The 26,213-nt window shown below is 51.9% G+C and carries 20 protein-coding genes; 12 read left to right on the top strand and 8 right to left on the bottom strand.

All coding sequences use genetic code 11. The features are described 5' to 3' along the window. Nucleotides 1-136 precede the first annotated feature (136 nt). The 7 genes from yjjX (at nucleotide 137) to JT719_RS17130 (ending at nucleotide 7,006) form a co-directional block, all read left to right on the top strand. Entirely contained in the window at nucleotides 137-670 is a 534-nt protein-coding gene (gene yjjX, locus JT719_RS17160; protein ID WP_207434760.1) for an inosine/xanthosine triphosphatase, read from the top strand. A gap of 22 nt (nucleotides 671-692) precedes the next feature. After that, nucleotides 693-1,448 carry a 5-oxoprolinase subunit PxpB gene (gene pxpB / locus JT719_RS17155; protein ID WP_207434759.1) on the top strand — a complete coding sequence of 252 codons (756 nt, stop codon included), beginning with the start codon at nucleotides 693-695 and terminating at the stop codon, nucleotides 1,446-1,448. Continuing rightward, nucleotides 1,438-2,439: a 5-oxoprolinase subunit C family protein gene (locus tag JT719_RS17150; RefSeq protein ID WP_207434755.1), complete on the top strand. Its 1,002-nt coding sequence runs from the start codon at nucleotides 1,438-1,440 to the stop codon at nucleotides 2,437-2,439. Before pxpB ends, JT719_RS17150 begins: the two co-directional genes overlap by 11 nt. Next, a complete protein-coding gene (gene pxpA, locus JT719_RS17145) occupies nucleotides 2,436-3,209 on the top strand; it encodes a 5-oxoprolinase subunit PxpA (protein ID WP_207434753.1) in 774 nt (257 codons plus the stop codon). The genes JT719_RS17150 and pxpA overlap by 4 nt, the downstream gene beginning before the upstream one ends. 53 nt (nucleotides 3,210-3,262) lie before the next feature. Beyond that, nucleotides 3,263-4,450 (top strand): NRAMP family divalent metal transporter, encoded by a 1,188-nt coding sequence (locus JT719_RS17140; RefSeq protein ID WP_207434751.1) that lies wholly within the window; start codon nucleotides 3,263-3,265, stop codon nucleotides 4,448-4,450. Between the two features lie 124 nt (nucleotides 4,451-4,574). Next, nucleotides 4,575-5,759, top strand: a complete 1,185-nt coding sequence (locus tag JT719_RS17135) for a tetratricopeptide repeat protein (protein ID WP_207434749.1) — start codon at nucleotides 4,575-4,577, stop codon at nucleotides 5,757-5,759. Between the two features lie 5 nt (nucleotides 5,760-5,764). Next, on the top strand, nucleotides 5,765-7,006 hold the full coding sequence (locus JT719_RS17130) for a hypothetical protein (RefSeq protein ID WP_207434748.1): 1,242 nt from the start codon (nucleotides 5,765-5,767) through the stop codon (nucleotides 7,004-7,006). Here the strand turns inward: JT719_RS17130 and JT719_RS17125 are convergent. The 3 genes from JT719_RS17125 to JT719_RS17115 form a co-directional block, all read right to left on the bottom strand. Continuing rightward, nucleotides 6,974-7,624, bottom strand: coding sequence for a DUF2306 domain-containing protein (locus JT719_RS17125; protein WP_207434745.1), 651 nt, complete (start codon nucleotides 7,622-7,624; stop codon nucleotides 6,974-6,976). The two genes, JT719_RS17130 and JT719_RS17125, sit on opposite strands and share 33 nt — an antisense overlap. Nucleotides 7,625-7,736: 112 nt before the next feature. Next, complete coding sequence (locus JT719_RS17120; protein WP_207434743.1) at nucleotides 7,737-8,279, bottom strand: RNA 2'-phosphotransferase; 543 nt, start codon at nucleotides 8,277-8,279, stop codon at nucleotides 7,737-7,739. Nucleotides 8,280-8,345: 66 nt separating this feature from the next. Beyond that, nucleotides 8,346-11,567, bottom strand: a complete 3,222-nt coding sequence (locus JT719_RS17115) for a S41 family peptidase (protein ID WP_207434741.1) — start codon at nucleotides 11,565-11,567, stop codon at nucleotides 8,346-8,348. 51 nt (nucleotides 11,568-11,618) lie between these two features. Between JT719_RS17115 and JT719_RS17110 the strand changes: the two genes are divergently transcribed. From JT719_RS17110 to JT719_RS17100, 3 genes are all read left to right on the top strand, one after another. After that, a complete protein-coding gene (locus JT719_RS17110; RefSeq protein WP_207434737.1) occupies nucleotides 11,619-11,852 on the top strand; it encodes a hypothetical protein in 234 nt (77 codons plus the stop codon). Between the two features lie 118 nt (nucleotides 11,853-11,970). After that, nucleotides 11,971-14,412, top strand: coding sequence for a TonB-dependent receptor (locus JT719_RS17105; RefSeq protein ID WP_207434735.1), 2,442 nt, complete (start codon nucleotides 11,971-11,973; stop codon nucleotides 14,410-14,412). Between the two features lie 86 nt (nucleotides 14,413-14,498). Further along, nucleotides 14,499-15,818, top strand: a complete 1,320-nt coding sequence (locus JT719_RS17100) for a PepSY-associated TM helix domain-containing protein (protein WP_207434733.1) — start codon at nucleotides 14,499-14,501, stop codon at nucleotides 15,816-15,818. Between the two features lie 416 nt (nucleotides 15,819-16,234). Here JT719_RS17100 and JT719_RS17095 read toward each other — a convergent pair whose 3' ends face one another. Continuing rightward, nucleotides 16,235-17,902 carry an amidase gene (locus JT719_RS17095; RefSeq protein WP_207434731.1) on the bottom strand — a complete coding sequence of 556 codons (1,668 nt, stop codon included), beginning with the start codon at nucleotides 17,900-17,902 and terminating at the stop codon, nucleotides 16,235-16,237. 140 nt (nucleotides 17,903-18,042) lie between these two features. On the opposite strand from JT719_RS17095, the gene JT719_RS17090 reads away from it, so the two are divergent. Next, nucleotides 18,043-19,179 carry a DmpA family aminopeptidase gene (locus tag JT719_RS17090; RefSeq protein ID WP_207434729.1) on the top strand — a complete coding sequence of 379 codons (1,137 nt, stop codon included), beginning with the start codon at nucleotides 18,043-18,045 and terminating at the stop codon, nucleotides 19,177-19,179. Beyond that, nucleotides 19,163-20,017, top strand: a complete 855-nt coding sequence (locus tag JT719_RS17085) for an aminotransferase class IV (RefSeq protein WP_207434727.1) — start codon at nucleotides 19,163-19,165, stop codon at nucleotides 20,015-20,017. Before JT719_RS17090 ends, JT719_RS17085 begins: the two co-directional genes overlap by 17 nt. 108 nt (nucleotides 20,018-20,125) lie before the next feature. Here JT719_RS17085 and JT719_RS17080 read toward each other — a convergent pair whose 3' ends face one another. From JT719_RS17080 to JT719_RS17065, 4 genes are all read right to left on the bottom strand, one after another. Beyond that, nucleotides 20,126-21,259 (bottom strand): endo-1,4-beta-xylanase, encoded by a 1,134-nt coding sequence (locus JT719_RS17080; protein ID WP_207434720.1) that lies wholly within the window; start codon nucleotides 21,257-21,259, stop codon nucleotides 20,126-20,128. Nucleotides 21,260-21,420: 161 nt separating this feature from the next. After that, entirely contained in the window at nucleotides 21,421-22,179 is a 759-nt protein-coding gene (locus JT719_RS17075) for an SDR family NAD(P)-dependent oxidoreductase (protein WP_207434719.1), read from the bottom strand. A 21-nt stretch (nucleotides 22,180-22,200) separates the two neighbouring features. Beyond that, a complete protein-coding gene (locus JT719_RS17070) occupies nucleotides 22,201-24,369 on the bottom strand; it encodes an alpha-glucuronidase family glycosyl hydrolase (RefSeq protein ID WP_207434718.1) in 2,169 nt (722 codons plus the stop codon). A gap of 162 nt (nucleotides 24,370-24,531) precedes the next feature. Further along, nucleotides 24,532-25,584, bottom strand: coding sequence for a LacI family DNA-binding transcriptional regulator (locus tag JT719_RS17065; RefSeq protein ID WP_207434717.1), 1,053 nt, complete (start codon nucleotides 25,582-25,584; stop codon nucleotides 24,532-24,534). Nucleotides 25,585-26,213: the final 629 nt, after the last annotated feature.

Here is a 26,213-nt window from a genome sequence, read left to right as displayed (position 1 = left end):
CTCCTTTCTTGCAGGGAGATATGCTCTCCAGAGTTTCGGTTTTAAGCCTGTTTTTCTAGAAACAGTTTCAAACCAAAGAAGTAGAACGGTTTAGCCCCCTCTTCCATAAGGTTCTGGAAAGCGCAATGTTTGATGTATGATTGAAAAGAAAGTAGTGGTAGCCTCTACCAATCCGGTGAAAGTACAGGCCGCCTTGGCGGGGCTGCAGCGCATGTTCCCAGATGTAACCTTTACCGCAGAACCAGTATCTGTGCCTTCAGAGGTAGCCGACCAGCCGTTTTCAGATGAAGAAACGCTGCAAGGTGCCTTGAACCGGGTAAAGAACGCCCGAACCTTACAACCTGAGGCTGATTTCTGGGTAGGGCTGGAAGGCGGAGTAGACGTGATGGGCCAGGACCTGACCACCTTTGCCTGGATTGTGGTGCAGGCCGGAGAGAAAGTGGGGCAGGCCCGGTCGGGCACTTTTTTCTTGCCCAAGGCGGTGGCTGAGCTGGTAGCGCAGGGAGTGGAGTTGGGTCCTGCCAATGACCAGATCTTCGGCCAGGTCAATTCCAAACAGAAAGGCGGAGCCATTGGCATTCTCTCGCAGGGGGTGGTGGACCGGAAAGAGCTTTATGAGCAGGCGGTAGTGCTGGCCCTTGTGCCCTTCAAGAGTCCGGAACTGTACTAAGCCAATTAAACACCTCTGAGAAATGACATCCAGTTTAACCGCATCAGGCCAGGAGCAACCCTGCAGGCTGTACCCCATGGGTGAGGCTGCCTTGGTGGTGCAGTTTGGCGACGTTATTTCTCCTGAGATCTTTTCCCGGGTACAAGCCTTGTCCTGCTTACTGGAGCAACATCCTTTTCCGGGTTTTGTGGAGCAGGTACCGGCTTTCACCACAGTTACGGTGTATTACAACCCCAAGGAGCATAAACTGTCCGTAGGAGGTTCTACGCCCTTTCAGCAGGTAGCCCGTTTGGTGAAGGGATTGCTGGAGCACCTGCCCGCACCCTTTGAACTTACTGCCCCCGAAATCAAAAGAATACCCGTTTGCTACGGCGGCGATTTTGGCCCCGATTTACAATTTGTGGCCCAAACCAATGGACTTACCCCCGAGGAAGTAGTTGCCCTGCATACCCAAGCAGAGTACCTGGTGTACATGATCGGGTTTGCGCCGGGTTTCCCTTACCTGGGCGGGATGAACGAGCGAATTGCCGCTCCCAGAAAAGCATCGCCCAGAGCTTCCATTCCTGCTGGTTCTGTAGGGATTGCGGGAAACCAGACCGGCATCTATCCGCTGGAAACGCCGGGTGGCTGGCAACTCATTGGCCGAACTCCGGTACCGCTGTTCAATCCCAATGCGGCATCGCCTAGCTTGTTGAAGGCCGGGGATGTCATCAAATTTTATCCCATCACCGCATCTGAGTTCAAAAACTGGAAGGAGACTGGCATTGATGAGTCTTAAGGTAGAGAAAGCGGGATTACTTACCACCGTGCAGGACTTGGGTCGGGTTGGGTACCAGAAAGTAGGCGTGGTGGTAAGCGGGGCCATGGATACCGTGGCGCACCGGGTTGCCAATTTGTTGGTGGGCAATGAAGAAGGTGCCGCCACGCTGGAATTTACCTTACTGGGTCCTACGCTTCGGTTTGAGGCCGATCATCTGATTTGCATGACGGGCGCATCGTTTTCCTCCCGAATCAATGGCAAACCAGCCGCTTCCTGGCGGCCTGTCTGGGTCAAAGAAGGAGCGGTGCTGGAAATAGGCCGAGCGAAAAACGGCGCCAGGGGTTACCTGGCTTTGGCAGGCGGAATACAGGTGCCTGAAAGTATGAACAGTGCCTCTACTTATCTGCGGGCGGGCATTGGGGGACTAAACGGGAAAGCGCTGCAGGAGGGGGCACTTATTCCCTGTGGCAATGCAGCTTTTACGGGGAGCAGTTATCTCTTGAAAGACCGTTCTGATCAGGAAGGTTTTGCCCAAGTAAATTGGTACCCCGCCCCGGAACTGCTGCCCGCCTATCAGGAGAATCCCACTATCCGGGTTGTGAAGGGACCGGAATATGATTGGTTTACTTCGGAAAGCCAGAAAGCGTTTTGGGAGCAGCCCTTCAACCTAACGTCCCAATCAGACAGAATGGGCTACCGGGTAGAAGGGCCGGAAATTGTTTTGAAAGAAAAGCGAGAGTTGCTGTCAACGGCGGTTACCTTCGGGACGATACAGGTTCCGGCCCAGGGAAATCCCATTGTGCTCATGGCCGATCACCAAACAACGGGTGGTTACCCCAGAATAGCCCAGGTGATCTCCGCGGACCTCCCGATTTTGGCACAGACCTTACCCGGGAAACAAATCAAATTCCAGGAAGTAAGCCTGGAGGAAGCGTACCAGCTCTACTTCCGGCAGGAGCAAAACATAGAGCAGATAAAAAGAGCCATTTCTGTAAAGCTTATCAGATGACACTACCCCAAACCGTTGATTTAAACTGCGACTTAGGCGAAAGCTACGGTGCTTACCGCATGGGAAATGACGAAGCCATTCTGCCGTACGTCACCTCCGCCAACATTGCCTGCGGCTTCCATGCCGGCGATCCTTCGGTCATGAAAAAGACTGTGCGGAATGCCCTGGAATTACAGGTAGCCATAGGCGCACACCCTGGTTTGCCTGATTTGGTGGGCTTTGGGCGCCGGGAAATGGCGGTGTCTCCGGAGGAAGCCTATGATATGACCGTTTACCAGATTGGGGCTTTAGGAGCTTTCGTGACGGCAGAGGGAGGGCGGTTACACCATGTAAAACCGCATGGGGCCCTTTACAACATGGCGGCCGTTAACCCCGCGTTAGCTGAATCTCTTGCCGAAGCGGTCTACAAGGTAAATCCCAGCCTTGTGCTGTACGGGTTAGCCGGAAGCGAACTGATCAAAGCCGGAGAGAAACTTGGCCTTCAAACCGCCCAGGAAGTCTTCGCCGACCGCACCTACCAACAAGATGGAACCTTGACCTCCAGAAGGCAGTCAGATGCTCTGATCTCTGATCCTGAGCTAGCCTTACAACAAGTAGTCAGGATGGTGCGGGAAGGCAAAGTCCTGTCGCTGCAGGGGATGGAGGTACCCATCAAAGCCGATACTATCTGCCTGCACGGCGATGGTCCGCACGCCCTTTCCTTCGCCCGGCAGATCAGGGAAGCTTTTCAGGCTGAAGGAATTTCGGTGCAAGCGGTACCTGCTCTATAACCCATCACCCAATCGCTTATTCACTCAATCACTCATTCACTCATTCAAAAAATATGTCCCCGAAAAGAAACTGGAGTGTTTTACTGGGAGCGGCGTTTCTGATGGCCACCTCGGCGGTAGGGCCGGGCTTTCTCACCCAAACCACCGTCTTTACCCAGAGCTTGGGTGCCAGTTTCGGGTTTGTGATCCTGCTTTCCATTGTATTGGATATTGGCGTGCAGCTGAACGTATGGCGCGTGATTTCGATCTCTGAGAAACGGGCTCAGGACATTGCCAATGCCGTGCTGCCTGGTTTGGGAGCATTTATCTCTTTCCTGATTGTGCTGGGTGGTTTGGCCTTCAATATTGGGAATGTGGGTGGCGCCGGGTTGGGCCTCAATGTGCTCTCAGGCATGTCGGTGGAAATGGGAGCGGTGCTTTCAGCCGCGGTAGCCATCGGGATTTTCCTGGTCCGCGAAGCCGGTCAGCTCATGGACCGGTTTGCTCAGCTTCTGGGGGTGGTCATGATTGGGTTGATTGTGTACGTAGCCTGGATTTCTTCGCCTCCTTTAGCCGAGGCAGCCATCAGAACATTTGCCCCGGAGCAAGTCAGTTTCTCGGCCATCATTACGTTGGTGGGCGGAACCGTGGGTGGGTATATCACCTTTGCGGGCGGACACCGGTTGCTGGATGCCGGCGTGAAAGGGAAAGAATCGCTGGGGCAGGTGACCACCAGCGCAGTGTCCGGGATTACCCTGGCCTCCATCATTCGGGTGTTTCTGTTCCTGGCTACGCTGGGAGTGCTGCAGCAGGGAATGACCCTGAATCCCGAGAACCCGCCGGCCTCGGTATTTGAGTTGGCCGTCGGGAATTTGGGCTACAAATTGTTTGGGGTGATGATGCTGGCCGCGGCCATTACCTCGGTGGTAGGTTCTGCCTATACCTCGGTTTCCTTTATCAAGTCTTTTCATCCGCGCATCGCCCGGAACGAGAACTGGTTTATCATCGGGTTCATCGTGATCTCCACGGTCATTTTTGTGTCCATCGGGAAGCCGGTGGCGTTGTTGGTGTGGGCCGGATTGCTGAATGGCTTTGTACTCCCCATCACCCTGGGCACCATGCTCATTGCGGCGCAAAAGAAAACCTTGATGGGAGAGTACCGGCACCCACGGTTGCTTACTTTTTTTGGGGTGGTGGTAGTGCTCCTGATGACCTGGATGGCCGGCGATACGCTGGTGCAGCAGATGAAAGATTTGTTCTAGAAAGTGCCGGTTCCGTTTTGGAGGCGTTTTGAGGAAAATAGGTTGAAAACAGAAGCGAAGGCGGTCGGCAATTGATTAAGCTTTCATTAAAATCATTATATTCCTGCCGCTAAACGCTTCCCAAATGAAACAACTGTCTGGCCTGTTTCTGGTCATACTACTAGGAGCCTGTGGTCAACCCCAGAAAAAGGAATATGTGGTACAGGTTGCCAGTGAGCCCTTGCCGGAGAAAGACTTCTACCATCCCGAAATAGTCTATGACGTGGTCTTTGATTCTGAAGAACTGGCTTCAGATTCTGTTAAGCGCCAAAGCCGTCAATTGTTTCTGGAAGCTATTGACTTTGCAAAAAACAAGAAAAATCCGGCCGAGGCTATTCCCTTGTTCAAGCAATCCATCCGCCTGTTTCCTGAGGCAAAAACCTACTATGAGTTAGGCTATGCCCTGCTGGAGGTTCAGCACAAAGATGAGGAAGCTCTCAAGGCGTTTGAAGTGGCAGAGTATCTGCAGTTTAAGCCGGTAGCGGGAATTTATTTCGGGAAAGCCTTGGCACATAGCCGACTGTACCGCGCCAGGAACCCCGGCAGTCAAGAAAGATACAACTCAGAACTCATGCAGGCCCTGAACGCGGGTTTCTCAGATACAGCCCAAATCCTGAGGTACCCAACCCTGCGGCAAGACTTCCAATCAGCCGATTTCCAGTATGCCCTGGCCCAGGTGAAGATCAGCAGGGTGAAGGAAAAAGCCGGTGATTTGTACTCGCTTTTCCTGAAATCCTTCCAAAGCGTGAAGCAGCCGTTTGAGATAGCGGTAGAAAAGGTTGATATGAAACAGTATAACCGCTCCATCAGCTATGACTTTGCCAAGTACATACCGGAAATGCAGAATACCAGCTTCGGCCGTGATGTTTCCCATGATTTCTTCTTTGTGGGCAAAGTGGCCGAAACTCCGGCTTACACCGCCGTGGTTTATTCCTCGGTGAATTTCTATGGGGAAGAAATGCAGCCGGTTTTAACCAAACTGGTCACGTATGATCCTAAAGGCAAACTCATCAGTAACCTGTTGTTCAGCTGCCAGTGCTCGGCGGAGAAAGTGAAAAAGGGCAGAGTTGAGAATAACCTGATTACCCTGGAGGATTTCAAACGGATTTGGAAGCACCCCATTGATAAGGTTGGGTTTGAAAACAATCAGGTACTCAAGTATGAACCTTTGGCTACGGCCACCTACCGGATCACCGAAACCGGGACGATTGTGGAAGAAGCCGTTCCCGCCAATTACAAAGATTCAGGAATACTCGCCAGCCGTCATTAATCATCATGAAGAAGCCTTTAAAACTACTTTGGGCAGGCGCTTGCTGGCTGATGCTTTCCGGTTGCTCAAAAGAACCAAAAACCGAGGTGATCATCCAGAAGGTACCGGTTCTGAAAGCCAGCAGCCTCTACAAACCCGAGATGGTGTACGATTACCGCGAAGCCCACGGTGATTTCCATGAAGAAATGGCTACCTCTTACCTGGCCAAAGCCAAAGAAGCAGAAGCCACCAACCTGCAGAAAGCCATTTACTTCACCAAGCGGGCCATCACTTTGCAGCCTACTTTAGATTACTACAAACAGTTGGCGGCTTTGCTGCACAAAACGGAACAGTATGATGAGTTGATGAGCTTGTATGAGCTGCTGGTTTTTGACCAGGCAGACAAAACCACCAAGAAGGATACTCCCATGTATATCTTCGGGAAACCTGACGAAGAGTTGGTGTATGAATTTCTGGTGGTTAACCTGCTTGTCAACTCCTACCACACGGGCCAGATAGTTGAGGAAGCCAAAAAGCAGGGAGTTTCCCTGGAGAACCTTAAGAAAAGGCTTTTGGCAGATCAACGGCTGCAGTTTACGCCCACCTCCAGTGGCTACCAGCAGGTGCTGTTTTACTTCTTCACCGAAAAGGGAAAAGAGGCATACATCAGGAGCGAAGCCAACTTCAAGCAATTACTGGCCTCCATTCAGGATAGCAGCAGCTCTTTTGAGATTGGACAGAAAGACGTTCCTCAATTCAACTATGAAAAGTTTTACCAGGATGATTACGCCGATTTTTCTTCGCCGCACTTCTTCATGTATTTCCTCCCGGAGAAAAAGGAAAAACCCGATGAGTGGGTGGTCTTTGATTTAAAGCGTAAGGTAAAAATCAGTCCTGAGGTCAATGCTATTGTGTATGCCATTGATTCTTCAGAACTGGGTTGCCCCGAAGAAATGCGTGATCTCTATTACAGGTTGGTTACCTATGGTAAAAAAGGAGAGGTGCTGCAATCTATGATTGTAGCAAGGCAAAGCGGGGAAAGTCTTTCTACGCTGTCGTATGACAAGGGTAAGTTTACCGTAACAGACCATAAACGGACCTGGAAAAAGCCCTACGCCAAGAATGATTTCGATAATTACCTGGTGAAAACGGAGAAAACCGGGGAACACCGGTTTGAGATTCAGCCGACCGGGAAAATCATACCGGTTGTTGCTCCATCACCGGAAACGCCTGATTCAACCTCTAACCACTCTATTTCGCCAGAATAACACTAGTTCAACAAAGAAAAGATTGGGCACCCAACTGAGCCACGCTACCCACACGTACATCTCGCGGCCGTGCAGTCCGTGCCAATGCGCAAAAAGAGGCAAAACCCAGACGTAAGTACGCAAGGTGATGGCGCTGAGGGTTAAAGCAAAGCTCCGGTACATGAACTGTTTATGCCTGGTAAAATCACCTTGTACCGCTTTCCTGAACGCTACCCAGGTAAAATACCACCATAGCAGCGAAATAAGGACAAAGGAGATCTTCGCCCAAAAGCCTCCGTTCGCGTACACTGCCATTACCAATCCAGAGGGCGCACTGACCAGCAGAATCAGAAGCACGTACATCTTGCCAAGTTGCCGGTGAACACGGGGGTAATACACCAATACAGGCTTTACCAACTGTATAATACCAGCCAGTAAAACAAGTAAACTTGAGGTGATGTGGGTATAGAATGCTACCCGCCAGGCAGAAAGGTGCAATACATTCTGTTTCGTGAGCAGGAAATCTACATCATACCGGAACGAGAGGTAAGGAAGGGTGGTCTTGCCCATCAAAAACACAAAGAAGAAGCCCAGAAGCAGAAGAATGCCATAAAGGAAGCGGGCCGCAATTGTGTACATAGTGGGGTGGGGAAGTGAATTGTTGGTAAAAGTTGTTTTGGGCTTACTTCCTTAAATTAAGCTTAAAAAAGGAAAACTGCTCATTTAGTTACTTGATGAGAATCAGATTCCCTTAACCTCCGTACACCTCTAGATACTGCGGAGCCACAAAATCCGTAAGCCACACCCCGTTCTCAGATAAGTAAAAGACCTCGCCGTTCCGGTGCATTTCGCCGCTTTTCACCAGAAAGAGAAAGGGCTTGCCATGGCGGCTACCAACCTGCGTGGCAGTTTGGGCATCTGCGGAAAGGTGCACGTGTAGCCGGGACCGTTTAGTGATTCCTTCCCGCAAAATGGCCTCGGCGTTGGTGGTGGAGGTGCCGTGAAACAGGAGCTCCGGCGGAGTAGCGGGAAGAAGCTCTACATCTACCTGCACTGAATGTCCTTGGTTGGCTCTTATTTTGGTCTGGTCTGCATTAAAGGCGAAGCGCTGTTTGTTATTGGTGGCAACAACCCGTTGTAGCTGCTCCAGATCCACCGGCATTCCCTTTTGCTGCATTTTGTTTAGCAGTTCCTCAACATTAGCCCAGCCGTTTGGGTCCAGGGTAATCCCTAATTTTTCAGGTTTGTGCCGAAGCACCAGGCTCAGGAATTTGCTTACGTCTTTGTCATTCATACATCAATAATACGCAAAAAAGCCCCAGCTTTAGGGCTGAGGCTTTTCTGTAGGGGTTATAGAAGGTTATTTTACTTCTTTCAGCAGTTCCTGCACGGCTACTTCCAATTGCTGGTCTTTGCCTTTGCTTACCTGCTCAAACTCGTTCATCACTTTCACGTCTGGCTCGGTTTGCAGGTTCTCCAGGTAACGGCCCTGTACGTCTTTCACGCCCAGTGGTGGCACGCCCCAGCGCACGCTGTTGTCCTGGAGAGATTCCCATCCGGCGAAGGTACAGGTGCCCGGCACCGGCATGCCTACCAGTTTGCCCAGTTTCAGGTCCTGGTAGCTGAACGCGAAGCAGTGACCGTCTGAGTAGTTGGCTTCGTTGGCCAGGGCAATGCTTGGTTTGGTCCACCGGAAGGATGGCTCAATACCGGTAGAGCGGTTATCGGTGGTGTAGTTCAGGAACATTTTGCCGCTCAGGAACATGGCCAGATCAGCTACCAGGTCACCGCCGCCGTTGTTGCGGGAGTCTACCACCATGCCTTTGCGGTTGGCGTATTTACCCATTACTTCCTCGTACACGGTACGGTAGCTAGGGTCGTTCATGCTGGGGATGTGCACGTAGCCCAACTGGCCGTTGCTCAAACGGTCCACTTCCTCGGCGTTGCGGCGTACCCAACGCTTGTACAGCAGGCTGCTTTCCTCGCCGGCTGAGATTGGCTTCACGGTGATTTCGCGGCGTTTTCTGGAATTTGGGTCAAAAACGGTGAGCAGCACATTCTTGCCGGCTTTGCGGTTCAGGAACTGTGCGTAGTCCTTGTCTGGGGTGAGTGTTTCGCCGTCAATTTTCTCAATGATCATCCCGGCTTTCACGTCCAGACCGGCTTTCTGCAAGGGGCCTTCCAGTATGACCTCGTCTATTTTGAGGCCGTTTCCGGTAAAGTTCTGGTCATAGAAAATACCCAGGGAGGCGGTAGCATCGGCGTTGGACGGTACGTTGGAGAAGCTGGAGCCGGAGTGCGACACGTTCAACTCACCCAGCAACTCGCTCAGCATCTCAGAGAATTCGTAGTTGTTGCTGATGTGCGGCAGGTAACGCTCGTAATCGGGTTTCAGCTCGGCCCACTTGGCCCCGTGGAAACCGGCGGTGTAGAAGGTCTTCTGGGTGCGGCGCCACACGTGCTCCAGCATGAAGGCGCGCTCGGCGGCCACGTTCAGGTTCATGTCGCCGCTGATGGCCAAGTTCTCCTGTTTGTTGGAGGCGGGGTCCAGCTTGATCACCCTTCCATCGGCCATCAGGAAGATGTTTTTCAGGTCTTTGTCCCAGTCCATGCTGGCGCGGTTGGCGTTCAGCGTCACGGCCATTTTGGTTTCCTTGGTGCGCAGGTTGGTGCTCCAGAGGTTGTAGCCCCGCTCAAAGCGGGCCAGGTAGTACAGCGTTTCGCCGTCTTTGGAGATCAGGGCATCGGCCAGGTTGGAAGAGTGCAGCGTGAGGCGTGCCTTGCGGGTTTTCAGGCCTTCCCAGTCAATGGGCATCGGCTCGTTTTCCTTCTTCTTTTTGTCTTTCTCCTTTTCTTTGGCGGCTTTCTCTTCCTGCTCTTTGATGAGCGCGTAGTCTTCTTTGCTCAGCCGGTATTTGTCAAAGGCGTCTTGCGTCATGAACATGGCGTAGACATCTGACTGGGCGCCGCCGCTGTTGGCCTGGGCGCGCATGCCCTCGCGGGTGCTTTGCCAGATGAGCATTTTGCCACCCAGCATCCACTGTGGTTCAGAATCCTGGTAGCCGCTCTCGGTGAGGTTGATTTTCTTGCTCTTGCCATCCACGGAAATCACGCCAATCTCGCCGTTGGCGAAACCCGGCTCCGAGAACTCAAACGAGATCCATTTGCTGTCTGGGCTCCAGGTGAAGTACTGGTCGTTGTCGCGCATAGAGAAAAGCTCATTGGTGGTGAGCAGCGTGCGTACCTGTTTGTCTTTGATGTTGTAGACTTTCAGGGTCATGCGGTCTTCCACGAAGGCAATCTCTTTGCCGTCCGGCGAAAACTGGGGCTGGTAGTTCTCTTTGTCGTTGTCAATGAGGGCCGTTTCCTTGAGCAGGGTAGAGGCATAAAAATACGGCTCCTCTTTGCGCTCCATCTGAGTCTGGTAGATTTTCCAGCCTTTGCCGCGCTCGCTGGAGTACAGCAGGGTTTTGCCATCGGGGGAGAAGCTTACGTTGCGTTCCTGCTCGGGCGTATCAGTGATGCGCTTGGTGGCGTTGCCTTCCACCGCCGAGACAAACACCTCGCCGCGGTAAATGAAGGCTACTTCCTTGCCATTAGGCGATACCGCCAGGTCCTGCACGCCGCTACCGGCTACCTGTACGATGCGCTCATTGTTGGTTTTGGCATCTGAGGCGATGACCACGTTCACTTTCTGCGGTTGCCCGTTGGACTGCATGGTGTACAGATCGCCGTCAAAGCTGAAGCACAACACGCCGTTGTTGGAGCCGCTCAGGAAACGCACGGGGTGTTTAGTGAACTTGGTTACCTGAGAAGCCGAGGCCGGATTGTCGGCGGCCATTTTGTGCACGTTGAATGTTCCGCTGGCTTCACTCAGATAATAGATGGTTTTCTCGTTGTCGGCGAAAACGGGGTTGCGGTCCTCGCCGGCGTAGTTAGTCAGTTTGGTGTGCTTACCAGATTTAGTGTCAAAGCTCCACAGGTCGCGGGCCACGGATGACACATGGTGCTTGCGCCACTGGTTCTCGCCGCCTTTTTTGTCATGGTACAACATGATCTGGCCGTTCTGGCTCAGCTTCACGTCTTCGGCGGGAGTGGTCAAGACCTGCTGCACCCGTCCGCCGGTGGTGGCCACTTTGTACAGCTCGGGCTGGGCGAACGTAGGGAACTGGCGGTTTGGCGCGGCATCCATGCGGGTAGACCCAAAATACACCGTTTTGTTGTCTGGCCCGAACTCATATGGATACTCATTGGCCGAGTGGAACGTCATGCGCTGCGCCTCGCCGCCAGTTGCCGGAATCTGGAACAAGTCAAAGTTGCCGTAACGGTCAGAGGCAAACACAATAGTTTTACCGTCTTTGCTCCAAACGGGCATGAAATCGTGCGCCTCGTGGGCAGTGAGCGGAATGGCGTTTCCGCCGCTGGCCGGTACGCGGTACAGATCGCCTTTGTAGGTGAAGACGATGGTTTGCCCGTCTGGCGAAATGGAAGGGTAACGCAACCAGGAAGGCGCGTTCTGGGCATTTGCCGAGATCAAAGAACTAGTCAGCAAAGCCCCTGAGAAGAGTAATTTTCTAAGCATAGGGTTGTAGGAATGCGCAGTAAGTTACGGAGAGAGAAGGGGAATTAAAAGATGCGCTCCTCGCCAGAAGATTTCCCTCACCCGTTTATTGGCTGGTTTTGCCAAATCCTTCTAAAACCGCCTTCCTTTTATTTAACAGAAAGAAACAATGCCTTCTATGGATTGGCGGCGATTACGGGAAAGAAGGCTGGAAACACAGATTTAATAAAAGACCTGTTTGTAAGGCTTAGGGAAAAGTTCCTTGAGAATTTAAATATTTTAGATTTCTATTTGGAATTAATCTAAATAGGGAGTTAGTTTGCCACTGTTTAGAAGAAGTCTAAATAGAATTGGTGTCCGGCTGACGAGTCTTTCTCACCAAAATTTATTTCAGACATCCCCCATGTTCCTATAAACCCACACCATGTTTAAAAAGATTACTGTTTATACTCTGCTCTTCTTCCTGGCTCAGTTTGCCTTTGCTCAGCGCCACACCTCCTTAGTAAGAGGAACCATTACGCAAGAGAACGGATCACCTTTAGCCTACGCTACCGTTGCCCTGGTAGGCACAGCGTACGGCACTTCCACCACCGAAACGGGTGCCTATGAAATAAAGCCTTTGGCCGAGGGGACTTACCAGATAAGAGTTTCCATGATCGGTTTCCAGACGGTTGACCATAAATTCCAACTGCAGAGCAATCAGGATCTGGAGCTTTCTTTTGTCCTGAAGCCTGTTTCCAACCAGATAAAACAAGTAGAGGTGTTTGGCGAGCGCGAGAAACAGCCCGATAAACTAGACGCCATCACCCGCCTTCCTTTGAAACCCATTGACCAGATCCAGTCTATTTCGGTGATTTCTGATAGATTGATTGAGCAACAAGGGGCTTTAACGGTCATGGAAGCGGCCCGCAACGTACCGGGCGTGTACACCTACGCTACCTACGGCGGCGTGCGCGAAAGTATCTCCTCCCGCGGTTTCCGGGGAATTCCAACCCTGAAAAACGGCGTGCGGGTCATGACCGATTTCAGGGGCATGGGCTTCTCCACCGACATGCAAGGCGTGGAAAGCATTCAGGTATTGAAAGGTGCTTCCTCCATCACCATGGGTACAGCCACTGACCTGGGCGGCCCCGGCGGAATTGTGAACATCGTGACCAAAACCCCAAAATTTGAAAACGCCGGCCAAGCTTCTTTGCGGGTAGGTAGCTTTGGGTTGGTACGTCCTACGTTTGACATACAAGGTGTCCTGAACGAAAGCAATACCCTGGCCTTCAGATTAGACGGAGCCTATGAAACCGGCGGCAAGTTCCGCGATCACATGACCAAGGAGTCATTCTACATCAACCCGTCCTTAGCCTGGCGACCAGATGCCAAAACATCGGTGATCCTGGAGATGGATTACTACAACAACAACCAAACCATTGACGCCGGTACCGTGAACCTGAGCGTGGGCAACAAAGAAAATCAGATCTATGACCTTCCGCTGGACCGTTTCTTGGGTTTTGAATCTGATATCTCCACGGTAAAACACACCACCTTTGCGGCTAGAGTTAAGCGCGACTTGAATGACAAAATCTACCTGCGGGCCGCTTACTTCCGGTCTAACTATGACTCAGACGCCATCCGGACCTCTTTAGCCGCGGCAAGAATCGATGCCAGCAAAGGCATCAACGTAGACCAGGTGAACATCTACAACCGTTCCATTGCCCACAACCAAGCCCGCTTTGACAAGAGCAGCGTGTTTCAGGTAGACCTGGTAGGGGCAGATGTGCAATCAGGCTTCCTGAAACATACGTTCCAGGTTGGGTTTGACTACCGCACCATTGATCTGGAAGAGCCCGTGTTTAACTCAATTGCCATTGACCAGATCAACGTGCTGGATCCTTCCACCATCACCAATACCTTACCGGCCGCAACACCAGACTTCCAGAGAACCGGCGGTACGCATTCGTTTGATACCCGTTTGGGCTTGACTTTCCAGGATGTGATCCAACTGACGCCTTGGGCCAGAGTGTACGGCGGGGTACGATACAGCACCACCCAGACCAGCACCCCAGAAGGAGCAGGCATTGAGCGCTCAGACTTCTGGAATCCGTTGGCGGGCCTTATGCTTACCGTAAGAGAAGGCATCAATGTGTTTGGTTCTTACACCAATAGCACCAACCCAAGATCAGCCTCAGTAGTGGATGTGAACGGCAACGTGTTAGGCGCAGAGCGGATTGACCAGTTTGAAGCCGGCGTGAAGTCTTCCTGGTTCCAGGATCGTCTGAGATTTAACCTCACCCTGTTCCAGATCAACAACAAAGACATGAACCTGCAGGTGTTCAGGGTAGATGAAAGCGGCTCAGTGGTAGCAGCGGGCTACTACACCAAAGGCGGAAACGATGAGCGCAAAGGAGCCGAGGTTGAATTAACCGGCCGTATATTGCCTAACCTGGAAATTGTGGCGGGCTACTCTTACATTGATGCCCAGTACAAGGAGCACACTACCTTTGTGCCAGGCTCGGCCCCAAACAACACGCCAAAACACACCTTTAATGCCTGGGCCAACTACTCAGTACATGAAGGCATCCTGAGAGGCCTGAACGTAGGGGTAGGTACCTACTACCTGGGTGAGCGTCCTTACAATGACTGGACCCTGGCTGGCGTACAGTACCACAACATTGACCCGAATACCGCCCCCTGGTACAACAAAGCCTATACCTTAGTGAATGCGCAGTTAGGGTACGAGTTCCAGGAGCATTGGGGCGTACGGGTGCTGTTCAACAACATCTTTGATAAAGTAGGATACGATGCCTACCGCTCCAACTTTATTGACCGGATTCAGCCTAGAAATTTTTCTGGTACAGTTACTTACCGCTTTTAGGTAACTTTGCAAAATATGAACCTAAAGCTGCTGGCCTCTGCGCTGGTGGCTTTGAGGTAAAAAGGAAATAACTACCCAAAAACCATATGAAAAAAGAGTTCACCTGGCGTAAATTGTTCACTGACATCCACCTTTGGCTGGGGCTGGCCAGCGGATTGGTGTTGTTTGTGGTGTGTTTGACAGGCACCATCTTCACGTTCCACACCGAAATTGAAGAGATGCTGGAGCCGCAGAAGTATGAAGTGCAGGTGCCCGCCAACGCCGTAGCCCTGTCGCCGGATGAACTTATTTCCAAACTCCAGAGTGCCCACAAAGGCAAAGTAACCGCCCTGCAGATACCACAGGACCCAGCCAAGCCTTACCGGTTAACCCTCAAGAAAGAAGGAGGTGACAAAGGCGGAAAAGGCGGCGGCGAGAAAGCCAAAGCCGCTGCCGGCCCTCAAGCCATAGCTGGTGGCCCGGCGGCCGGAGCAGGCGGTGAAGGTAAAAAAGGCGGCAAAGGTGGCCCTGGCGGACCCGGTGGCGGAGGCCGTGGTACCACGTACCTGGTGAATCAGTACACCGGCGAGATCAAAGGCACCACCGAAGGCCCGGCCCATGGCTTCTTTGAAGTAGTGGAAGGCCTGCACCGTACCCTCATGGTGAAAGGCGAGCCTGGTGCCCTGAATCCCGGTAAGATCATTGTAGGTGGCTCTACCATTATCTTCGTGTTTATCATCCTGACCGGTTTAGTGATCTGGTTCCCTAAAAAACTGAAGAACTGGAAACAAGGATTGATGGTGAAGACCAGCGGCAACTGGAAACGCATCAACCATGATCTGCACAACTCACTGGGCTTCTATTCTTCTTTCTTCCTGCTGATCATGGCCCTGACCGGTCTTTGCTGGTCATTTGAATGGTACCGGGACGGAGCCAGCGCCGTTTTAGGAGACAAAATCTTCAAGCAGCGCAATGAGAAGCCTTTGAACTCTGATCTGGCCGGAATGGAAGGCCAGAAGCCAACCTTGGCGGAGTTCATCAAGATCTCTGACGGAATTCTGCCCTACGAAGGCAACTACCGTATCTCCTTGCCTGCTGATTCTACATCAGCTTTGGTGCTGAACAAATCCAAAAGCGGATTCTTCGCCCTTTCGGCCTCAGACAAAGTGCAGTTAGACCAGTACACCGGCAAAACCCTGAAGGTAGAGAAGTTTGAAGACAAGAAGCTGAATGAGCAAATAGCCGCCTCCGTGAGAGGGCTGCACCTGGGAGAAATCTTCGGAACGTTCTCCAAGATCGTTTACTTCATTGTCTGCCTTATTGCCACCAGCTTACCTATTACCGGTACTTTGATCTGGTGGAATAAACTAAAGAAAAAGTCAAAGAAGCAGGTAGGCGCCTCCAGACCAGCCGTCTCCAGAGCCTAGTCCTTCTTGTCTGTTTTGGGGCTGATTCAATTAAAACAGCTTCAATACAAATACTGCTGATGAAAGTACATTACCCAGCAGCTAGTTCAGTTTAACGTCAAATGCAAACGGGCTTGAACATTATGTTCAAGCCCGTTTTATTTGGGGTGAAGTCACCTATGAAAGACTATTCCTTATCTTTTGGATGACTAGCCCTTATTTATGATTGCCCCTCTTGTCATCAATTGCCCCTCCTTTGTCATCCTGAAAGGATCTTGTGTGCGAACGGTACTAGCGCTTCCTTTTAGCCTTTCCGGTTCGCCCACAAGATCTTTCCAAGGTGACAAAAGGAGAGATAATAAACGTAGGAAGATGGTTACTTGTTACCTGCATTACATTTTAGAGCCGGTTTTCAGAAATCAGGCCTGAAATAGGAATTAAGAAGGATTGGTCGTTTTCAGGAATTTAGGGGCGGTACGGTTCTTGGAAATCTGCTCGTAAGCATAGGCTATTTTAAGCAGTTCAGGCTCTGAATACGCTCTCCCGAAGAACGAAATGCCTACCGGTAACCCTTGTACCAAGCCCAACGGAACGGTGATGTGTGGATACCCCGAGATAGCCGCCGGAGTGGACATGCCGTAACCAGTGAAAGAATCACCATTCACCAGGTCAATGCACCAGGAAGGGCCATAGGTAGGTCCGGTAATGGCATCAAGTTTATGTTCCTTCATGATGTTGTCAATGGCGGCCCGGGAACCGGAAAGCTGTTTGGCCACGGCATCTTTATACTCCTTGGTGTTCAGGTCACCCAGTTTGTTGGACATCTCCAGAATCTCCTGCTTGAAGAACGGCATAGATTGCGCCTCGTTCTTCTTGTTGAATTCAATCACGTCGGCCAGGGTTTTCACCGGCGCGTTGGCGGTGGCCAGGTACTTGTTCACGCCGTCTTTGAATTCATATTGCAGAATCTTGAAGCTGTTGCCAGACACCTCCCTGATCTTCTTCATCATCTCCACTTCAACAATGGTAGCGCCTTTGCTTCTGAGTTGGTCTAGGGCTTTCTGTAGCAATGCATCAATGGCTACGTGGCCCTCCAGGAAAGATTTCTCCACGCCAATCCGTTTGCCTTGCAGTCCGTTGGCGTCCAGGAATTTAGTGTAATCTGGTTGGGCTTTGCCGGTGCTTTCTTTTGTCACGGCGTCGGCGGGGTCCACAGAAGCCAGGGTGCCCAGCAGGATAGCCACATCAGTCACAGTACGACCGATAGGTCCGGCAGTGTCCTGCGTATGCGAAATGGGAATGATACCCGAGCGGCTCACCAGCCCCACGGTTGGTTTCAAGCCTACTACGCCGCTCACCGCCGACGGGCACACCACTGAACCGTTGGTCTCGGTACCCACTGATACGGCGCAAAGGTTAGCCGAAACAGCCACGCCCGACCCTGAACTGGAACCGCAAGGCGTACGATCCAGCACATAGGCGTTTCTGGTTTGTCCACCGCGTCCGCTCCAGCCGCTGGAGGAGTTGGTAGACCTGAAATTTGCCCATTCGCTCAAGTTGGTTTTGCCAATGATCACCGCCCCGGCATTGCGGAGTTGTTTTACTATAAAGGCATCTTTAGACGCTTTGTTGTTGGCCAGTGCCAGGGCTCCGGCCGAGGTGGACATTTTATCAGCGGTGTCAACGTTGTCTTTCACCATCACCGGAATGCCGTGCAACGGTCCGCGAACCTTGCCGGCTTTGCGCTCCTGGTCCAAGGCATCGGCAATCTGCAGGGCATCTGGGTTCACCTCAATCACTGATTTCAGTTTAGGGCCGTTCTGGTCCACCGCCTGAATGCGGTCCAGGTACAGTTGGGTAATGGCTCTGGAAGTGAGTTCTCCAGACTGCATTTTGCGCTGCAGCTCCTGAATGGTTACCTCATTCAACTGAAACTCCTCGGGAGAAGCGCTGGTGCTGGCCGAAGCAGTAGCAGGAGCCGGGGCAGCGGAACTGGCATTGTTGGTCTGGGCTGCTGGCGCGGAAGTAGCACAGGCCCCCAACCCGAAAGCAGATAAAGTAATACCGGCCAGAGAGCCGTTTTTTAAGAAATTGCGTCTGTTCATTAGTGTGGAATTTGTAGAAATATACTCTAAAACACGCTGAAAACGAAATTTACCCTTGGCCATTCGGTAAAGCTCCGGGTCACCGGTGAGGTAAATTCCAACAGAACAGATAGATTTAGTACCGTAAACACTTTTTGCGTATGAGAAATCTCCTTCTGGTAGGCTGCTTTTTAATTCTGGCAACCCAACTTATGGCTCAGAACCGAAAAAGATTGCGTGAGTACGGAATCAAGATAGGAGTGCTGCCCACGGGGCAGTTGAACGCCATCACCGATGTGGCCGGGGTGCGCGTAGGGCAGGTGACGCTGAGCAAAGGAGAGCGCATCAGAACCGGGGTAACGGCAATTCTTCCGCACGGCGGCAATCTGTTTCAGGAGAAAGTACCCGCGGCGGTGTTTGTGGGCAACGGCTTCGGGAAGTTGGCGGGCAGCACGCAGGTGCAGGAACTGGGCAACCTTGAAACACCCATCATCCTCACCAACACCTTGAGCGTGGGCACTGCCATGAACGCCGTGGTAGACTACACTCTGAAGCTGCCTGGTAATGAGCAGGTACAATCAGTGAACGCGCTGGTGGGCGAAACCAATGACGGCGGCCTGAACGACATTAGGGGAAGACACGTAACCGAGAAAAACGTGGTGGACGCCATCCAGAATGCCAGGGCGGGAGTAGTGGAAGAAGGCAACGTGGGTGCGGGCACCGGAACTATCTGCTTCGGGTTTAAGGGCGGTATCGGGACCTCGTCGCGTAAACTGCCCCAGAATTTAGGTGGTTATACCGTGGGGGTGCTGGTGCAGTCCAATTTCGGGGGCGTGCTGCAGGTGGCCGGGGCTCCGGTAGGAGAGGAGCTGGAACGCTTTTCTTTCCGGCAGCAGATTCTGGAGAAAGCCGATGGGTCCTGCATGATTGTGGTGGCCACCGATGCGCCCTTAGATGCCCGCAATCTGGAGCGCATGGCCAGCCGGGCCATGCTGGGCCTGGGGAAAACGGGTGGCATTGCCTCCAACGGCAGCGGCGATTACGTCATTGCGTTTTCCACCCACCCAGAGTTGCGAGTTGCGTATGAAGGTAAGCAGAAAACCCAAACCGTGCCCTTGCTGCGAAATGATGAGATGTCGCCGTTGTTTATGGCCACCATTGAAGCCACCGAAGAAGCCATCCTGAACTCCCTGTTCAAAGCCGAAACCACCGTAGGAAAAGACAAAAACCAAGTGGTGGCGCTGCCTCTGGATAAAACCCTTGACATTTTAAGAAAACACCATGTTATCAGACCATAAGACTTACGCCTACCTGATTGATGATTTCCTGCCGCTGGAAAGTGCTTTTCTGCATATTAGTGACCTTTCCATCCAGCGCGGATACGGCGTGTTTGATTTCTTTAAAGTTCGGGAAAACCAGCCCCTTTTCCTGGACCAATACCTGAACCGTTTCTATGGGTCTGCCCTGATGATGGACCTGCCGGTACCCTTGTCTGAGGAGAGAATGAAGTCTGTTCTAGAACAGCTCATCCAAATGAACAACCTGCCGGAATCTGGGATCAAAATGATTTTGACCGGCGGATACTCACCCAACGGGTACGAACTAGCCGAGCCTAACCTGATCATCACCCAGCAGGAACTGACCTTACCCAGCCCCGAGCAGATTGAAACCGGCATCCGGATCATCACCCATGAGTACGTGCGGGAATTGCCCCGCGCCAAGACCATTAATTACTCCATGGGCATCCGGCTGATGCAACAGGTCAAGGCTCAGAAAGCCGATGATGTGTTATACCACAAAGATGGCATTGTGACCGAGTTTCCGCGCAGCAACTTTTTCCTGGTAACGCAAGACGAGGTGGTGGTTACCCCGGCCAAAGATATCCTGCACGGCATCACCCGGTCTAACGTGCTGCATCTGGCTGGTAAGCACTACAAAGCCGAGGAACGCGATGTGACCTTGCAGGACATTGCCCAGGCCAAAGAAGCTTTCATGACCAGCACCACCAAACGGATTCTGCCCATTGTGGAAGTAAACGGCGAGCCCGTGGGCACCGGTAAACCCGGCCCGGTAACCCTGCACCTGCTACAGGAACTGCTGGCTCTGGAAGAAACCCAACTGAGGGTTCGGCAATAAAAGGAACCAATCATAATCAAATCGGTCCGTTTACAGGCAGTTATTCTATAAACTGCCTGTAAACGGACCGATCTGTATTTTATATAAAGGTATTCTACCGGGTACTTACTACGATTTTTCCTTTTTCACTGCCTGCACAATGGCTTGTAGGGCTGGTTTAGGCTGGTAGTTGCGGTCAAAGATCAGCGGGTAGCTAGTGCGGCCTTTGATAGGCCAGTCGTTCAACCAGGAGTCGGCATCGGTTACGCCCCAGAACGTTACGCGGGTGATTTTGTCGCGGTGTTTATGGAACAGCGTGAAGATATCGGCGTAGCGCTTGGCCAGTTTCTGCTGCACCTCGTTGGGCAGTCCGTTGGTGTATACGTTGTATTTCTGATCAAACTCAAAGGTAGCGTCAATGTCGGCGCCGGCGCGGTTGCTGGGGTTCGGCAGCACGTCAATGTCCAGCTCGGTAATCATCACGTTCCCCAGTTTAGAGAAGGCCACAATGCTTTCCTCAATCTGCTGGATAGACGGAGATTCCAGTCCCCAGTGGCCCTGCATGCCAATACCGGTCACCTTCAAGCCTTTGGCCTGAAGGCTTTTCACCAATTTAATGGCACCATCGCGCTTGGCCGGTTTCCACAGGTTATAGTCATTGTAGTACAGCTCGGCTTTGGGATCTGCTTTCTGGGCGGTCTGGTAGGCGTTCGCCAGGAAGTCATCACCGGCAATCTTGTACCATTTGCTTTGGCGCATGGTACCGTCATCGTTCAGGGCCTCGTTCACTACATCCCATCCGTTGATCTGGCCTTTATATCGTCCGGCAACCGCCATGATGTGCTCGGTCTGTCTTTTCAGAAGCTGTTCTTTAATAGCGGGTTGCCCGGCTTCGTCTTCAAACACCCACTTGGGCGTTTGCTGGTGCCAAACTAGGGCGTGCCCCACAATGAACTGCTTGTGTTTCTTGCCCAGGGCCACGTAAGCATCGGCGGGCTTATAATTGAACGTAGTGGGTTGCGGATGCACCGATTCCCATTTCAGCAGGTTTTCCGGCGAAATAGTGCTGAAATGCTGCGCAATAATGGCTTCGGCTTTGGGGTCTTGCCCGGTGGCTTGTCTGTGGTTAAGGGCCGCACCAATGTAGAAATCGTCCTTGAAGATTTTCTTCAGCGAGGTTTCCTCCGCCAGATTGGTGCTGGCCACGGAGCCGAAGGTAGCCAACGCCACGCCAGCCGCTACCAGAATTCTGTTTTTTCTCATCTTATCTTCTGTCTGAATTTGTTTACTAGAAAAGCGAAATTGAAAGCGGCGGCAGGCCGAAGCTGCCAGGGTAATCCTTTCGTTTCAGGCCTGTTTTGCAGAATTCAGGCCTGAAACGAAAGGGAAATTTTGTCTTTAGTTTGATGGGGCAGGGGCCGATTTTAGAACCCGATGGAATTACCGCCATCTACGGGCAGCACGGTTCCGGTCACATATTTGGCGCCCTCGGTGGTGAAGAAGTACACCGCCTCGGCCACATCGGCCGGGGTACCAAACTCGCCCATGGGGGTACGGCTCAGGGCACGGTTCATGCGCTCAGGATCGCTTTCCATCGCTTTGGCCGACATAGCCGTTCTGATGAAACCAGGCGCCACGCAGTTGGTCCGGATACCGGAGGCTGACAGTTCGGTGGCCATGGCTTTGGTCATGCCCTCAATTCCGGCCTTGGAAGCGGTGTAGGATATCACCTTCGGGATGCCGTACTGTGAGGCCATGGAGCTGATGTTCACAATGCTGCCCCCGCCGTTGGGCAACATCGCCTTCACCACCTCGCGGCTCATCACGAACACCGAGGTAAGATTGGTCTGGATGATGCGGAGGAAATCCTCATCGGTTACTTCTACAAACGGTTTCTTCTGGTTTATGCCGGCGTTGTTCACCAGAATATCAATTTTGCCGTGCTCCTGCACAATCTGCTCAATCAAAGCCGGAATGCCGGTTAAATCGCTCAGATCATACGAGATGGTGATGCATAGTTCGCCAAAGTTTTCCTTCGCGCTTTGTAGTTTCTGTTCATCGCGGCCAATGACAATGGTCTTGATGTTTTCATTGATAAACTTCTCTACAATGGCCAGGCCAATACCTGAGGCGCCGCCCGTTACGATGGCAACTTTGGTGGCAGGGGTGGTGGTTTGCGTCATGATTAAATGTAATTCAAAATATTAGATACCGGGTACAAACTTTGGATCAAGGCTCATGTAGTAGTCCAGAGTATTAGCCGGTTTTTCAAGTTCTTGTGGGATAGGACGCTTAGAGAAGGTCTGGAAGTACAGCAAACAGGCATCTCTCCAAAGCTTGGCGTCTTTCTCCTGCATGCTTAATAACATCTGTACTTGTTTGAATCTTTCCTGGTCTACCTGGCCCTGCAAGCCATTCCAGGTTTTCTGCATGGCGCGCACGGAGTCAACCCCACCAGAATAGCGGTAGCACAGTTCATTCCATAACTCCCGGCCAGATTTGGTTTTGTAGTCCCACGGCAAGTGGTGGAACCACAGCAGGAACTCTTCTGGGCAGGTAGCCGGGTTTTCCCATTGGGCCTGCACCTGAGGGGCGTATTGCGCCAGGGCGTTGCTGCCGGTTTTGGTACGGTCAAACCCTATTCCTTTCTCGGTGGCTCTGTGGTAGTACACAGAGGTCCAGTCGGCGCGGGGTTTGTCTTTGATCCAGGGTCCGGGTCCGTAATGGTGGTTCCAGCCCATGATATGGTGTAAGCCCAGTGGGGTCATGTAATTCACTACCGCCTCGCGGGAGCCCATCATCATCTGCTTTACTTTAGACACAAAGGTTGGATCATGCGAGAAGGTCATTTTGATCCACTCGTCGGCAATGTCTTCTGAGGACAACGCGTGGTCCCAGGCCAGGCGCCCGAAGGCATACCAGTTGGCCTGCCCGAACGGATGGCTGGTCCAGTTACGGTCAGTCCCGATGTTAGATACTCCCGCAATGCCGGTCTGGGAATAGTTGTGCAAACTGCCGTCAATGACTTTGGCCACGCTGGAGCCTTTGCCGTTGGCGTACGTATCGCCGGCCAAAGTTTCCTTGAACATAGGTGCCAGATACGCCAGGTTGGTGCCCTGGCCCAGGTACTCCTGCGTGATCTGGAACTCCATCATAAGCGGCGTTTTGGGCATAGCCCCAAACAGCGGATGGAAAGGTTCCCGTGGCTGAAAGTCAATAGCTCCGTTTTTCACCTGCACCATTACGTTGGAGCGGAACGTGCCATCCAGCGGTTTGAACTCGGTGTAGGCTTGCTTGGCGCGGTCTTCGGGTACGTTGTTGTCATACACAAAGGCGCGCCACATCACAATACCGCCTTTAGGGGCTAGGGCATCGGCCAGCATGTTGGCACCGTCGGCGTGGGTGCGCTTGTAGTTCTGCGGACCGGGTTGGCCTTCAGAGTTCGCTTTCACCAGAAATCCCCCAAAATCAGGAATATAGGTGTAAATCTCATTTACTTTCTTTTGCCACCAGGCTTTCACCTCATCGTTCAAAGGATCGGCGGTTTTCAGTTTCCCGATCTCGATGGGCGAGCTGAAGCGGGCGGTCAGATACACTTTGATGCCGTAGGGGCGGAAAGCATCGGCTAAGGCTTTCACTTTCACCAGGTACTCCGGCGTAAGGACCAGGGAGTTGGCGTTCACGTTGGTGAGCACGGTGCCGTTGATCCCGATGGAGGCGTTGGCCCGGGCGTAATCAAGGTATCGTTGGTCAATGTACTCGGGCAGTTTGTGCCAGTCCCACAGTGAGAAACCGGCATAGCCGCGCTCCACGGTGCGGTCCAGGTTGTCCCAGTGGTTAAGGATACGGTGCTGAATCTTAGGGCTGTTGCTTACCTGCAGTTGGCTGATGTCTTGTTTGGTTTGCAGCATCCGCAACAAATGGAAGGTGCCGTACAGCACGCCCACCTCTGAATTGGCCGCAATGGCGGTGTAGCGTTTCCCGCCCGATTTTCTGGAAACAAGCAAGAAACCCTCTTTCCCCACTGATTTTAGTTGCTCGTCTAATCCAAGGCTTTTGATGAGGGGAGAGGTAGCGGGAGTTCCGGCCACCAGCACGTCTTTCTTGCGGGCCTGATCTGTCACCTGCACCGGTTGGCCCAGCAATCCGCCCAAAGCCATTTGCAGTTCTTCTTTCACCACGGTCAGCGTAGGGGAGGAGCCCTGCACCACTACTTCGCCCAGGGCTTGCCGGTATTGTTTCAGGGTTCCTTTGTCCTGAAGTAGATCATAGCGTTGCCACAAGCGGTAACCGTCCTCGGCCCAGGCCGTTGTTTGGGTGCTTAGAAAGACAAACAGTAAAAGGAGGCTGTAAATAGATTTCTTACCTATCATAGAGTCTAAACTGATTCAGTAAAAGAGAGTACAGATAGCCTCCCGTTTGAGAGACTTTGTTCTGTTTCAGGGCTGGTTTTATGAAAACAGCCCTGAAACAGGGTATCAGCAGGGAAGACGCAGGCAGTATTGCTGCCGCAGAACCTCCGCTACTTGGATTCCTTACGTTGCAACCGATTTCTTTTTAGTGGTGGCTTTGCTTTTCAGCGATGATTCCCGAATGATCAGATCAGACCGCAGATTGATGGTGTTGCTGGGAATGCCCTCGCTGCTGCCGTTTATCTGCATCAAAAGCACTTTCACGGCCACTTCGCCCATTTCCTGCCCCGGGTAATTGATGGTAGTAAGGTTAGGTTCCACCACCCGGGAGGTCAGATCATTGTTGAACCCAATCACCGCCATGTCTTTAGGGATAGAAACGCCCGCCTGCTTCAACGTTTTGAGGCAGCTCACGGCGCAGGTATCGTTGGAGACGAAGATCCCATCCGGCAAAGGATCCATAGCCAGGATCTGCTCGGCGGCTAGTTTCCCGGCCTCTTCGGTCATCTGGCCGGTAATGACATTGTTCTCGGTGAACGGCAGGTCATGGTCAATCAAGGCGTATTTATATCCCTTAAGCCGATCTGCGTACACGTTCCGTTTCAGGTTACCGGTAATATGGACAATGTTGGTGCAGCCCTGCTCAATCAGGTGCGAGGTAGCTTTGTAGGCTGCCTGCAGGTTGTCAATGACAATGCTGGTGCAGTTCCTGTGTTCGGCCACGCGGTCATAGAAAATCACCGGAATGCCCTTGTTGAAGAAGCGCTCAAAGTGGTCCAGGTTCTCAGTTTCAAAGGAGAGGGAAACCAACAGCCCGTCTACCCGGCTGTCAAACATTGTCCTGGCGTTTGCCACCTCTTTCTGAATGGTTTCCAGGGACTGGCTGATGATCAGGTTGTATCCTTCCTCATTAGCCACCTTCTCTATACCCGCGATAACGGCAGAGTGAAAAGGGCTGTCCAGCCTTGGCACAATCAGCCCGATGGTGTTAGTGCGCTGCTTTCTGAGGTTACTGGCAAACATATTAGACCGATACCCCATCTGCGCCGCCGCATCAGAGATCCGCTGCTTTGTCTTCTGGTTCACCGCCGGATGGTCGTTCAGAGCCCGGCTGATGGTGGTAGGCGACAAGTCCAGTTCTCTTGCTATATCATATATGGTAATTTCCTTCTCCATGCTGTAAATGTCTAGCAGTCCAAATGTATGAAATCGGTTTCAGAGTCTATGTGCAACTCCCTTTTAATATAGGAACTAAATACCGGGTAAACAGTTCCTGTTTCATTGAAATTTTAACAAATCTTCAAAGAAACAGGAATTTCAGGCTTTTTGGGTGTCATGTTGCTGAAACCTTTTCTGTTTGCTCTACGTCAAGCGTCATTTTTTAGCCTTAATGTTGCTCTAAAATTACCAATGTTTCACATATTTCAAAAATATGGGTTCTTTAATCAGAAAATTATTTGAAAAAATGTATGAAATCGGTTGTAATATTTGAAAATAATATTCAAGTTTGTAGAGCCACTTGAGGCGAAAGAAAGCTTTGGTTTGCTGCAGAACTGCCTAAAACGCGTCTAAAGCTGGTTTTTAGCCTAAATTTCCTGATTTACGGCTAAAAACGGGAGCTCCGGTGATGGGGTGTCGTTTTGAAGTTTTGGCAATTTTAGACGGCAGCCTCTTTAAAGAAGCCAGGGATTTGTTGAAAGGCTTGCTGCAATCGGTTGGGGTAGGAGAGTGACAGGAGCCTACAAGGTTTGATGGTTCATACAGTTTTACAGAACTCACCAATTAACATATACAACTACTTAACA

The sequence above is a fragment of the Sabulibacter ruber genome, from assembly GCF_017355955.1.
Classification (GTDB): domain Bacteria; phylum Bacteroidota; class Bacteroidia; order Cytophagales; family Hymenobacteraceae; genus Nibribacter; species Nibribacter ruber_A.
Note: the sequence above shows the minus strand (reverse complement) of the source record. Positions and strands in the feature narration are given on the sequence as shown.